At 67.4% G+C, this 12,591-nt stretch carries 11 protein-coding genes; 5 read left to right on the top strand and 6 right to left on the bottom strand.

The genetic code is table 11. The annotated features are described in order from the left end of the window. The gene (locus tag AC1DVI_RS00105; protein WP_476956301.1) at positions 1 to 708 is read right to left on the bottom strand and encodes a YggS family pyridoxal phosphate-dependent enzyme; all 708 of its coding nucleotides are present in this window, start codon (positions 706 to 708) and stop codon (positions 1 to 3) included. 99 nt (positions 709 to 807) lie between these two features. Between AC1DVI_RS00105 and AC1DVI_RS00110 the strand changes: the two genes are divergently transcribed. Continuing rightward, positions 808 to 1,359, top strand: coding sequence for a hypothetical protein (locus AC1DVI_RS00110; protein WP_476956302.1), 552 nt, complete (start codon positions 808 to 810; stop codon positions 1,357 to 1,359). A gap of 73 nt (positions 1,360 to 1,432) precedes the next feature. Here the strand turns inward: AC1DVI_RS00110 and AC1DVI_RS00115 are convergent, their stop codons facing one another. Together AC1DVI_RS00115 and AC1DVI_RS00120 are read right to left on the bottom strand one after the other, a co-directional pair. Further along, positions 1,433 to 2,590 (bottom strand): porin, encoded by a 1,158-nt coding sequence (locus AC1DVI_RS00115; RefSeq protein ID WP_476956303.1) that lies wholly within the window; start codon positions 2,588 to 2,590, stop codon positions 1,433 to 1,435. A 386-nt stretch (positions 2,591 to 2,976) separates the two neighbouring features. Beyond that, a complete protein-coding gene (locus AC1DVI_RS00120; protein WP_476956304.1) occupies positions 2,977 to 4,149 on the bottom strand; it encodes a porin in 1,173 nt (390 codons plus the stop codon). A 343-nt stretch (positions 4,150 to 4,492) separates the two neighbouring features. Here AC1DVI_RS00120 and AC1DVI_RS00125 point away from each other — a divergent pair, with 343 nt between their 5' ends. The 4 genes from AC1DVI_RS00125 to holA all read left to right on the top strand — a co-directional run bounded on the left by AC1DVI_RS00125 (position 4,493) and on the right by holA (position 9,342). Further along, positions 4,493 to 5,032 carry a DUF3576 domain-containing protein gene (locus tag AC1DVI_RS00125; protein ID WP_038531557.1) on the top strand — a complete coding sequence of 180 codons (540 nt, stop codon included), beginning with the start codon at positions 4,493 to 4,495 and terminating at the stop codon, positions 5,030 to 5,032. 130 nt (positions 5,033 to 5,162) lie between these two features. Further along, positions 5,163 to 7,733: a leucine--tRNA ligase gene (gene leuS / locus AC1DVI_RS00130; protein ID WP_476956305.1), complete on the top strand. Its 2,571-nt coding sequence runs from the start codon at positions 5,163 to 5,165 to the stop codon at positions 7,731 to 7,733. Further along, complete coding sequence (gene lptE, locus AC1DVI_RS00135; RefSeq protein WP_476956306.1) at positions 7,720 to 8,271, top strand: LPS assembly lipoprotein LptE; 552 nt, start codon at positions 7,720 to 7,722, stop codon at positions 8,269 to 8,271. Before leuS ends, lptE begins: the two co-directional genes overlap by 14 nt. Positions 8,272 to 8,319: 48 nt before the next feature. Next, complete coding sequence (holA, locus tag AC1DVI_RS00140) at positions 8,320 to 9,342, top strand: DNA polymerase III subunit delta (protein WP_476956307.1); 1,023 nt, start codon at positions 8,320 to 8,322, stop codon at positions 9,340 to 9,342. 24 nt (positions 9,343 to 9,366) lie between these two features. Here the strand turns inward: holA and AC1DVI_RS00145 are convergent, their stop codons facing one another. The 3 genes from AC1DVI_RS00145 to AC1DVI_RS00155 form a co-directional block, all read right to left on the bottom strand. Beyond that, complete coding sequence (locus AC1DVI_RS00145) at positions 9,367 to 10,731, bottom strand: esterase-like activity of phytase family protein (RefSeq protein ID WP_476956308.1); 1,365 nt, start codon at positions 10,729 to 10,731, stop codon at positions 9,367 to 9,369. A 127-nt stretch (positions 10,732 to 10,858) separates the two neighbouring features. Continuing rightward, entirely contained in the window at positions 10,859 to 11,770 is a 912-nt protein-coding gene (locus AC1DVI_RS00150) for a ParB/RepB/Spo0J family partition protein (RefSeq protein WP_476956309.1), read from the bottom strand. After that, complete coding sequence (locus AC1DVI_RS00155) at positions 11,770 to 12,564, bottom strand: ParA family protein (protein WP_094301379.1); 795 nt, start codon at positions 12,562 to 12,564, stop codon at positions 11,770 to 11,772. Before AC1DVI_RS00155 ends, AC1DVI_RS00150 begins: the two co-directional genes overlap by 1 nt. Between the last annotated feature and the right edge of the window lie 27 nt (positions 12,565 to 12,591).

A 12,591-nucleotide genomic window follows, 5' to 3' on the forward strand; every position in this document is an offset into this window, starting at 1 on the left:
CTAATCGGCGGCGGGGGTCGGGCGGGCGCCGAAGATCGCCGTGCCGACCCGCACATGAGTGGCGCCGAAGCGGATCGCCGTCTCGTAATCGCCGCTCATCCCCATGCTGACCTCGGGCAGGCCGGCGCGGCGCGCCATGTCGGCGAGCAGGGCGAAATGCATCGCCGGCTCCTCGTCCACCGGCGGGATGCACATCAGGCCGGTCACCGGCAGATTCCAGCTGTCACGGCAGGCGGCCAGGAACGCGTCCAGCTCCGCCGGGGGAATGCCGGCCTTCTGCGGCTCCTCGCCGGTGTTGACCTCGATCAGGCAGCGCGGGCGGCGTCCGCTGCGCGTCATCTCCTCGGCCAGGGCCTCGGCCAGCTTGGGCCGATCCACCGTCTGGATCACGTCGAACAGGGCCACCGCGTCCTTGACCTTGTTGGTCTGGAGCGGGCCGATCAGGTGCAGTTCCAGGTCCGGGAAGCGCTCGCGCAACGCGGGGAACTTTGCCTTGGCCTCCTGCACGCGGTTCTCGCCGAAGACGCGCTGGCCGGCGGCCAGGGCCTCCTCCACCGCCTCGACCGGGTGGGTCTTGGAGACGGCGACCAGGGTCACCGCGCCGGGAGCGCGCCCGCCGGCGGCGCAGCCTTCCAGGATGGAGCGGCGGACGGCTTCCAGCCGGGCCGTGACGGTGCCGTCTGGTGTATCGGTGTGCGAAGCGGACATGCCGGCCCTCCCCCTTTTATGGCGCCTGCCTGTACAGAGACCGGAGGGCGTGGTAACGGACGGGCCGACGAAACGCAAGCACCCCGAGGAGAACACGGCATGCGTGGTTGGATGCGTCCCCTGATCCTGTCGGCGCTGATTCTGGGGGCCGCGCCGTTCACGGCCGGCAGCGCCCTTGCCCAGAACACCGGGAGCCAGAACACCGGGAGCCCGAACGCCGGGAGCCAGAATGGCGGCAAGCCCGCCGCCGGCAAGGAGGCTCCGAAAACGGTGGCGGGGTCGGCCATCGCTCAAGTGCCCTTCGCCGAACATCCCTTCCCCTTGCAGGACGACGGCACCTACAAGGAGTTCATGGGAGCGGCGGCCGCCGACATCAACCGGCGATGCACCAAGCTGGAAAGCTATGGCTGGGAGTTCAAGAAGGACGACGACGCCCGCCGCGACCAGATCCTGGAATCCACGCTGGGCGGCTTCCGCAAGGCCGGCTGGAAGATGGGGGAGGTGAAGGTCCGGACGATCCGCGATCCGGGGACCACCGCCTATACGGCGGAGAAGGCCAAGCAGCGCCTGCTGGCCATCTGGACCCCGATGGAGGACGCGGCGATCCTGCTGCTCTGCGAAACCGAAGCGGCGCAAGCCACTAAGAAGTAAGGGACGGCGCCAAAGCAAAACGGCGGCGGATGGGCATCCGCCGCCGTTTCCGTCAGAGCTGCCGCAAGGTCGATCAGAAGGCCAGACGGGTGTCGATCATGATGATGTGCGCGCGGTCGTCGGGGCTGATCCCGCCGTTGTCCAGCGTCGTCATCTCCGAGTCGAGGTCGAGGTAGCTGTACTCCAGGCCGGTGGTCAGGCCGGGCGCGATGGTGTAGGTCACGCCGGCCTGGTACAGCTCGGCCTTGACCGGTGCCACGAAGCCGGTGTTCGGGCTGGTGCCGTTGGACTTCGACTGCGAGTAGTTGGCGGCCAGGATGAACGGACCGGTGGCGTACTGGGCGCCGACGATCCAGATGTCCTGCTTCTCCTTGACGGTCAGCGACTTGTCGTAGCCGCTTTCCCCGCTGTAGGCGTAGCTGCCGCCGATCTTGAAGTCGCCGAAGCCGACGTTCAGGCCGACATGGTAGGAGTTGAGCTCCTCGAAGCGGGKGGCGCCGGCGCCGGCGCCGTCATCGACCGCATCGCCGAACTGGTAGAAGGCGCTGGCCCCGATGGTGAAGCCGCCGAACTCGTTGGTGTAGGTGCCGCCGGCTTCGACAACGTCCTGGAAGCCGCCGTTGTCCTGGCGACGGTTGATCGAGGTGTGCGAGTCGCCCGTGCGCGGCGTGTAGGAGACGCCGCCCTGGAAGCCGGCGATGGTCGGGGTCAGGTAGATGACCTTGGTGCCGACGTCGCCCGACGCGAAGGCGCGGAAGTTGTTGGTGGTGGTCGGCAGCAGCGAGTAGGTCTGCGAACCGCCCAGGAACTCCACCGTGTTGTTGTCCGGACCGCCGGCGATGCCTTCGACGTTCGGGCCGATGATGCCGAACTCGTCCGACAGGCCGTTGATCGTGCCGGCCTGCAGGGTGCCGAAGCCGCTGTTGACGAAGATGAACGCGCGGTCGGCGTCCATGGTGCGGACGTTGCCGGCGCCGTTGGCGGCGCGCATGCGGACGCGGCCGCCGTATTCCAGGCCGTTGTCGGCCGTGGCGACCGGGGTGACGGTCACGCGGAAGCGGTTGGCGAACTCCGTGGAGCGGGTGCCTTCGTCACGGTCCTGCTCGACATAGGCGCCCTGGAAGAAAGCGTCGCCGCCGATCTTGACCTCGAACTTGGTCTGGGCGGAAGCCATGCCGCTGCAGGTGATGATCGCGATGGCTGCGCAGCCCGTAACAAGAGAACGCTTCATTGATGGTCCATCCTTCTGGCAGGCCCCCAAGGAGACTGGAGCCGTGCGGTTGTGCTTCCCACCAACTACTAAGCCACCCGTTCGTTTACCCGGCAAGGGTGATTCGACGGGGTAAGCGGTTCAACTGTAACACAGTTGCCATTCCGACACAGGTATAAGTGTTTGAAGACTAACGGATTTTCCCGTATGCCGTAAATATAGCACATTTCATGGCGAGATTTTGGGCGCCATGAACAAACTTTGCGCACCAAAACGCGCCATGGCGGACGGTGGACCGAAGGCAAAAGACGCAAGGAAAAGACGCAGAGTGACGGCAAGGAGGATGCACAAAGAAAAAGGGCGGTGGCCGAAGCCACCGCCCTTTTCCATCCACGGCTGACCGCAGATTAGAACGCCAGGACCGTGCGGAGCAGGACGACGTGACCGTCGTTGTCCAGGTCCACAGCGGCCGTGCTCAGGTCGCTGTCGGCCTTGAAGTAGTCGTACTGAGCCTGCAGGGTCAGGCCCGGAGCGACGGTGTAACCGGCGCCGATCTCGTAGACCTCGAGCGAGCGATCGCCAGCGGTGTAGAGGCTGCCGGCGTCCTTGCCGTTCTTGTAGTTGGCGCCGACGACGATCGGGCCGGCGGTGTACTGAGCGCCGACAACCCAGATGCGGCTCTTCTCGTTGTCCGAGGTCGCGGTCTGGATCTGGCCCGACTCACCGAAGTCGGTGTACGAACCGCCGAGCGAGAAGCCGGCGTAGCCAACCTGGGCGCCAACCTGCCAGGCGTTCAGGTCCTCGACGCTGGCGCCGACCGTGCTCGAGTCAGCGGCGCTGCCCCAGTAGTAGCCGGCGCTCGCCTTCACAGCGACACCACCGAAGGTGTTGCTGTAGTTCGCGCCGACTTCCACCATGTCCTCGAACGTGGTCGCGAAGCCGCGGCCAGAAGCGGCGACCGGGGTCAGGTCGGCGCGGTTGACCGAGGCGGCCGAGTCGTCGTTGCGCGGGGTGTAGCTGGCGCCCACCTGCAGGCCGGCGAAGCGCGGCGAGAAGTACACGATCTTGGTCGCGTTGTTCTCGACGACCAGCGACTGGTTCAGGATCGAGCCGTTCAGGCCGGCGAGGCCGCCGCCGATGTCGGAGGTCTGGCCGATCCAGGCGGTGACGCCGTCATAGATGGCCAGCGGCAGGTAGTCCTGCGGGGCCGTGACGTAGGTGGCGTCGTTGAAGGAGTTGGTCACGCCCATCTGGACCTGACCGAAGGCGCCCTGCGCGAAGATGTAGCCGCGGTCGGCGTCCATCGTGCGGTTGTTGCTGGCGCCCGAGTTGGCGCGCATACGGATGCGGCCGCCGTACTCCAGGCCGTTGTCGGCCTTGGCGGTCGGGGTCACGATGACGCGGAAGCGGTTGCGGAAGTCAACCGAACGGGCGCCCTGGTCGCGGTCCTCGTTGACGTAGCCGCCTTCGAAGTAGGCGTCGCCGCCGACCTTGACTTCAAACTTGGCCTGAGCGTTGGCAGCGCCGGCACCCAGAGCCAGAGCGGCAGCGGCGCAGCCCGCGAGCAGATAACGGTTCATGATTGTTGCCTCCATCCTGGCAGCAGAATTTTCAGCCCGGTTAACGTCCTGGCTGGCTCTGTGGTACGCAGATGCGGGGACGCCAGCAAGCCGGAAATCGAAAAGTTGCAGCAATGAAGGAACAGTGTGTCCGACGGAACACACCTTGATTGTGCGCCGCCGTTGGAATTCCGCCGCCCGCGCCATCCCGTCCGCAGGGCTCCGGCGTCGCCCCGGACACAGCAAAGGCACAGGCTGCGCCCCGCATCGGCTGTTGCCGCGGGCGGGCTTTTATGGTCTTTTCACCGGCATCCGCCGCGGTATCGTGCGCGGTACCCCGAATTTATTGATCCAGGTTCCGACCATGCGCCGTTCCCGTGTCCTTCGCCTTGCCCCCGTCGTGCTCGCGGCGTCGCTCGCCGTGGCCGGTTGCTCCAGCTGGGGCGGCCAGACGGAAACCGTCGATGAGCAGATCAAGAAGGAATACAAGTTCGGCAGCCTTCTCGGCACCGATGGCGGCTTCAGCCTGTTCGGCAAGAACAAGCGCAACGGCGCCGAGCAGGGCGACCCGAACGGGATCGGCGTCAACAGCTTCCTGTGGCGCGCCTCGCTGGACACGCTGTCCTTCATGCCGATCGTCTCCGCCGATCCGTTCGGCGGTGTCATCCTGACCGACTGGTACACGCCGCCGGACACTCCGAACGAGCGCTTCAAGGTCAACCTGTACATCATGGACCGCCAGCTCCGCGCCGACGGCGTGCGGGTGTCGGTGTTCAAGCAGCAGCGGGCCGGGTCGGACTGGCGCGACAGCGCGGTCGGGCCGGAGACGGCGTCGACGCTGGAGGACGCGGTGCTGACCCGCGCCCGCCAGATCCGCGTCGCCCAACAAGCCGCGGCGCGCTGAACACCGGCACCGATCAGCCAAGCAGGGGCCGGGCGGGGCAGGGCGCGGACATCGGTCCGCCGCCTGTTACTCCGCCAGCGGCGCCTTATCTATCAAGACCCACGAAATTCACGGAACGGCGTCTGCGGTCATGTCGCGTTACAATGTCAAGGAAACCGAAGCGAAGTGGCAGGGCGAGTGGGAGCGGCAGGGCTGCTTCACCGCGCGCGAGGACGCTTCCCGTGAGAAGTATTACGTGCTGGAGATGTTCCCCTATCCGTCGGGGCGCATCCACATGGGGCATGTCCGCAACTACACCATCGGTGATGTGATCGCGCGGTACAAGCGCGCCCGCGGCTTCAACGTGCTGCACCCGATGGGCTGGGACGCCTTCGGCCTGCCGGCGGAGAATGCCGCGCTCGAGAAGAAGACCCACCCGGCCAAATGGACGCGCGAGAACATCGCGGCCATGCGCGCCCAGCTGAAGACGATGGGCCTGTCCATCGACTGGGACCGCGAGATCGCCACCTGCGACGTGGAGTATTACCGCCACGAGCAGAAGATGTTCCTGGATTTCCTCAAGGAAGGCTTGGCCTACCGCAAGGAGTCCTGGGTCAACTGGGACCCGGTCGACAACACGGTCCTCGCCAACGAGCAGGTGATCGACGGCCGCGGCTGGCGCACCGGGGCGCTGGTGGAGAAGCGCAAGCTGTCGCAGTGGTTCCTCAAGATCACCGCCTACGCCGACGAGCTGCTGAAGGGGCTGGACACGCTGGACCGCTGGCCGGAGCGCGTGCGCCTGATGCAGGAGAACTGGATCGGCAAGTCCACCGGCGTGCGCTTCCGCTTCGACCTCGTCGGGCGGGCGGACAAGCTGGAGGTCTTCACGACCCGGCCCGACACGCTGTTCGGCGCCTCCTTCGCGGCGATCTCCGCCAACCACCCGCTGGCCGCCGAACTGGCCGCCGGCAACCCCGCGCTGGCCGAGTTCATCGCCGAGTGCAACCGTCTGGGCACCAGCGAGGAGGCGATCGAGACCGCCGAGAAGCGCGGCTTCGACACCGGGCTGAAGGTGGCGCATCCCTTCGACCCGTCCTGGGAACTGCCGGTCTACGTCGCCAACTTCGTGCTGATGGACTACGGCACGGGCGCCATCTTCGGCTGCCCGGCCCATGATCAGCGCGACCTGGACTTCGCCCGCAAGTACGGCCTGCCGGTCACGCCGGTGGTCGTCCCGGCGGACGCCGATCCCGCCGCCTTCGCGGTCGGCGACGAGGCCTACACCGGCCCCGGCCTGCTGCGCAATTCCCGCTTCCTCGACGGGCTGGAGGTCGAGCCGGCCAAGCAGGAGGTCGGCAAGAGGCTGGAGGAGCAGGGGCAGGGCGAACGCACCACCCAGTACCGCCTGCGCGACTGGGGCGTCTCCCGCCAGCGTTACTGGGGGTGCCCGATCCCGGTGATCCATTGCGAGAGCTGCGGCATCGTCCCGGTGCCGGAGCAGGATCTGCCGGTGGTCCTGCCGGAGGACGTGACCTTCGACAAGCCCGGCAACCCGCTGGACCACCATCCGACCTGGAAGCACACGAGCTGCCCGAGCTGCGGCAAGCCGGCGGTGCGCGAGACCGACACCTTCGACACCTTCATCGAGTCGAGCTGGTATTTCGCCCGCTTCTGCTCGCCCAAGGCCGAGGACGTCGCCTTCACGCGCGAGGCGGTGGACTACTGGCTGGCCGTCGACCAGTACATCGGCGGCATCGAGCATGCCGTGCTGCACCTGCTCTACTCCCGTTTCTGGACGCGGGCGATGAAGCAGTGCGGCTACCTGAACGTGGAGGAGCCCTTCGCCGGCCTCTTCACCCAGGGCATGGTCAACCACGAGACCTACAAGGACGCCGGCACCGGCGCCTGGCTGGCCCCGACCGACATCCGCAAGAACGATCTGGGCGACTACATCCGCAACGACGACGGTGGCCCTGTGACGGTCGGCCGTGTCGAGAAGATGTCGAAGTCCAAGAAGAACGTGGTGGACCCGGCGCACATCATCGGCACTTACGGCGCCGACGCCGCCCGCCTGTTCATGCTGTCCGACAGCCCGCCGGAACGCGACCTGGAATGGACCGAAGCCGGCATCGACGGCGCCTGGCGCTACATCAACCGCCTGTGGCGGATGGTGACGGAATCGCCGGTGGCGCTGCCGCCCGCCGGCGCGCCGAAGCCGGACGCCCTCGGCGCCAAGGCCGAAGCCACCCGCCGGATGGTCCACAAGGCCATCGCCGGCATCTCGGAAGACCTGGAGAAGTTCCGCTTCAACAAGGCGGTCGCCCGTGTGCGCGAGCTGTCCAACGCCCTGGCCGAGCTGGACGGCACGGGCGAGGGCGAAGCCTGGGTGCTGCGTGAAGGCTTCGAGGCCACCGTGCGCCTGATCGCCCCGATGATGCCCCATCTGGCCGAGGAGCTGTGGGCGCAGCTCGGCCACGCCACGCTGCTGGTCAACCAGCCCTGGCCGCAGGCCGACGCCGCCCTGGTGGTCGAGGATTCGGTCACCATGGCGGTGCAGGTCAACGGCAAGCTGCGCGCGACGCTGGAACTGCCGCGCGACATGGCGAAGGACGCCGCGGAGCAGGCCGCCCTGGCCGATCCGAACGTCCAGCGCGCCCTGGAGGGCAAGCCGGTGCGCAAGGTCATCGTCGTCCCGAACCGGGTGATCAATGTCGTCGTCTGACCTTCATACCAGCAGCAAAGCCGGCGTCCGGCGGCGGGGGCTTCTGGCCCTCGCCGTGCTCGCGCCGGCGGTGCTCGCCACGGCGGCCTGCGGTTTCCAGCCCATGTATGGAAATCTCGGGGCGAACAGCATCGGCACCGCCGAGCTTCAGCAGGTGGATATCGGGCTCATCCCGGACCGCTATGGCCAGAAGCTGCGCAATCTCCTGATCGACCGCTTCTACGTCGACGGTCGCCCCGCTGCCCCGCTCTACCGGCTGCAGACCACGCTGACCGCGTCGGAGCAAAAGCTGTCCCTTCAGAAGGACGCGACCGCCACCCGCGCCCAGCTCGTCGTGAACGCTCCCTACCAGCTCATCGACGCGGCAACGGGAAAGATCCTGTTCAAGGCCAACGCGCGGTCCTTCATCAGCTACAACGTGCTGGAGCAGCAGTACGGCGCCCTGGCCACCGTCGAGAACGCCTACGACCGCGCGATTCTGGAAATCTCCAACGAGATCACCACCCGCGTGGCCGCCGAACTCGGCCGCAAGACCTGATCCGCACTGAGTAACGGAGGCCGTTCCTCCGCCACCGACGGTGACTTCGTGAAGCTGCAAGCCCGGGCGATCGACGGCTTCCTGCGCAGCCCCGATCCCAAGATCCGCGCGGTCCTGCTCTACGGCCCGGACACCGGTCTGGTGCGCGACCGCGCCATGGGGCTGGGCCGCACCGTGGTCGCCGACCTGTCCGATCCCTTCCGGGTGACGGAGATGCTGGGCCGCGCCGTCGCCGACGACCCGGCGCGTCTGGCCGACGAGGCCGCCGCCCTGTCCTTTACCGGCGGCCGCCGCCTGATCCGCGTGCGCGAGGCGGAGGACAACGCCGCCGCTGCCTTCACCGCCTTCCTGGCTGCACTTCCGCCCGGCGACAGCCTCGTGATCGTCGAAGCCGGCGATCTCGGCAACCGGTCGAAGCTGCGCACCCTGTTCGAGGGGGCGGACGGCGCCGTCGCCATTCCCTGTTATGTGGAGGAGGAGGCCGCGCTCGGCCGGGTCATCGCCGACATCCTGCACGGCCACGGCCTGACCGCCGACCCCGACGCCTTGTCCTTCCTCGCCGGCAATCTCGTCGGCGACCGCATGGTGGCGCGCGGCGAGATGGAGAAGCTGGCGCTCTACATGGGGGTGGAGACGCGCGTGCGGCTGGAGGACGCCCAAGCCTGCGTGGGCGACAGCGCGGCCCTGTCGCTCGACGAGCCGATCTGGGCGGCGGCCGAGGGCGACTTCGCGACGCTCGACCGCTCGCTGGCTCGCCTGTTCGCCGAGGGCATGTCCCCGGTGCCGATCCTGCGCGCCGCCCAGCGCCATTTCCAGCGCCTCCAACTGGTCGCCGGGCAGGTGGCGGCGGGCAAGTCGGCGGACGCCGCGGTGGAAGCGTTGCGCCCGCCGGTGTTCTTCAAGATGAAGCCGCGGTTGACCGGTCAGGCCCGCCGCTGGCCGGCGCCGCTGGTCCGGCAGGCGCTGGAGCGGCTGGTCGAGGCCGAGGCGGACTGCAAGCGCACCAACATGCCCGACCAGACGCTCTGCGCCCGCGTCCTCTTCCAGCTGGCCTCGCTGGCGCGGCGCTGACGCTTTTCCTTATTTTGCGGCCCCTTATCTCGCAGCCAGGAACTGCGGCACGCGCAGCAGGATCAGCTCGTTGTGGTCCTGCTTGCCCAGTTCACGGCCCGACGAGTAGGGGAGGTTGTTGTCGTTGCCGACGACGATGTGCTCGGCGTCCACCACATCGACATTCTCGATGGTCACGAAGGGGAAGGTGAACTTGCCCTTCTCGCCGCCGAGCCGGGCGACGCCCTTCGGATCGTCGATGTCCATCAGATCGACGTAACCGACCTTCTTCACGAAGCCCTCGGCGTCGGCCTGGGCGAAGTCGATCTTGTAGACGCGCTTGAATTGCGCCGGAACGTTGAAGCAGTCCGGCTTGGGCTGGCCGGTGCAACCCTTGGCCGGGTTGCCCTCGCCGTTGTCGCGCTCGATGATCAGGCCGGTGGTGGCGTCGATCATGTTGAAATCGCCGATGTTGTTGCCGTTGGCCTCCAGCAGATACTTGACGCTGCGGCCCGTGAACTCGCCCTTCGCGACGTCGAATTCGGCGATGCGCAGATACTCCCGCCCGTCCTTGGTCTCCCAGGCACCGCCTGTCCACAGCGGACCTTCGAACAGCGGGTAGAGGAACCGGCCGTCCTTCGACGACGCCATCCCCTCGAAGCCACGCGAGCGGCGCACCTCGAAGCCGACGGCGCCGGGCACCGCCGGGGTGGACACCGCGTAATGGTCGGGGGAGCGCACCGGCTTGCCGTCCACCGTGCTCTCATGCAGGGACAGCAGCGTGCCGGTCCGGTCGGTCACCAGGATGTAGGGGCCGAACTCGTCGCCGAAATACAGCCGGTCGCCGATGATCTGCATGCTCTCGACGTCGAAGTCGGCGCCGGTCAGGTAGCGTTCCTTGGTCGCCTCGGTGACGATGGGGAAGGGCACCTTGCGGTCGGGATCGCGCAGGAACAGCGTCTCGGCCACCGCCGCCGCGCCGGTCTTCCAGTCGATGGTCAGCCTGTGCACCGTCAGCATGGCGTCGGCGGAGTTGCCCTTGCTGCCGAAGCCGTTGTCGGTCAGCACCAGGAAGCTCCCGTCGCCCAGCGCCTTGATGCCGGAGAAGCCCTGGACCGGCTGGCCCTCGAAGGGCAGCGCCATGCCCGTGCCGCGCGGTGCATTCGGCGCCGACAGGAAGGAGGTGCCGTCGATGCTGCGGGGCTGGTCGACGCGCTTGCGGTCGGCGGCGGTGAACTTGCCGGAGGTGCGGAACAGGTCCGGCGCGTCGGCGGGCGGGGCCACGAAGGTTGCGGCGTCGATGACGCCGTGGCCGGCCAGTTCCGCCGGGAATTTCTGGTCCGCGAGAGCCGGACCGGCGAGCAGGGCCGCGGTGAGGCCGGCAAGGCACAGGCCGTGGATGGGCTTCATGAATCTCCCCCTCTGTGTCGGCTCCGGCCGCGTCGCTGCGGCCGGACGACCCTGTTTAGGGGGAGTTCATGTTAGTGCCGTTTCACTAAAGTGACAGTTTGGTTCCGCGACTTCCTACTCGCCGCGTTCACTCTCCACCAAGACGCCGCAGCACGTCGTCGAGTTGGTCGAGCGTCTGGTAATGGATGGTGATGGAGCCGCCCTTGCCCTGCGGGGTGATGGCGACCTTCAACCCGATGCGGGCCGAGATCTCCTCCTCCAGGTTCACCAGATCGACGTCCTTGAGCGTCGGATCGGTGGCGACGGCGCCGCGCCCGCCGGCCTTCTTGGCCTTGACCGGCGCGCTGCCGCGCATCAGGTCTTCGGTCTGGCGGACGTTCAGGCCACGCTTGACCACCTCGCGCGCCACCGACACCGGGTCGGAGGAGGTGAGCAGCGCGCGGGCGTGACCGGCGCTGAGCGCCCCGTCCTGCACCATGCCCTTGACCGGATCGGGCAGGGCGAGCAGGCGCATCATGTTGGCGACGTGGCTGCGGCTCTTGCCGACCGAGCGCGCCAGATCCTCCTGCGTGTGCTCGAACTCCTCCATCAGCCGCTTGTAGCCTTCGGCCTCTTCGAGCGGCGTCAGATCCTGGCGCTGGATGTTCTCGATCAGCGCGATTTCCAGCGCCTCTCGGTCCGACAGCTCACGGATGACGACCGGCACCTCGTGCAGGCCGGCGATCTGCGCGGCGCGCCAGCGGCGTTCGCCGGCGATCAGCTCGTAGGAGTTGGTCGTCTCCGGATCGCGGCGGACGAGCAGGGGCTGGAGGATGCCCTTGTCGCGGATCGATTCGACCAGACCCTGCAGCGCCTCGTCGTCGAAGGTGCGGCGCGGCTGGTACTTGCCGGGGTGGATGAACTCGATGGGCACCTGCTTGGACTGGCGCACCTTGTCGAGCGCGGAATAATCCTCCGCCGCCTCGCCGAACAGGGCGGACAGGCCACGACCCAGGCTGGCGCGGCGGGCACCGCCGTCCGAACGTTTGGTATCCTCCATCACGCGCTCAGCCTCTTCTCACGGCGAAGCACCTCGCCCGCCAGATGGATGTATGCCTGCGACCCGGGGCAGCGCATGTCGTAGATCAGCACCGGCTTGCCATGGGAAGGCGCTTCCGACACCTTCACGTTTCGCGGGATGACAGTGTCGTAGACCTTCTCCCCGAAGAAACCGCGCACGTCGGCGGCCACCATGTCGGACAGGTTGTTGCGCTTGTCGAACATGGTCAGCACGACGCCGTGGATGTCGAGGTCGGGGTTGAAGGCCCGCTTCACCCGCTCGATGGTGCGGACGAGGTGGCTGAGGCCCTCCAGCGCGTAGAACTCGCACTGCAGCGGCACCATCACGGCGTGGGAGGCAACCAGCGCGTTCAGCGTCAGCAGGCCAAGCGCCGGCGGGCAGTCGATCAGCACGTAGTCGTATTCCAGCGCGCTCTTGTCCACCGCCTCGCGCAGCCGGAACTCGCGCCGCTCGGAGGTGACCAGTTCGACTTCGGCGCCGGACAGATCGACCGAGGAGGTGATGATCGACAGGTTCGGCACCGTCGACACCGTCGCGGCGTCCTCCAGCGGCATGCCGTCGAACAGCACGTCGTAGATGCCGACACGCCGGTCGGCGCGCGGGATGCCGAGGCCGGTGGAGGCGTTGCCCTGGGGATCGAGATCGATCACCAGAACGCGCTTGCCGATGGCGGCCAGGGCGGTTGCCAGATTGATGGTGGTCGTGGTCTTGCCCACGCCGCCTTTCTGGTTGGCAATCGATATGACGCGAGCAGAGGGAAGGGCGGAGGGCATGTCAGCCTCGCGAGAAGCGTCGGAGCG

The organism is Azospirillum sp. P4_B5, assembly GCF_056402275.1.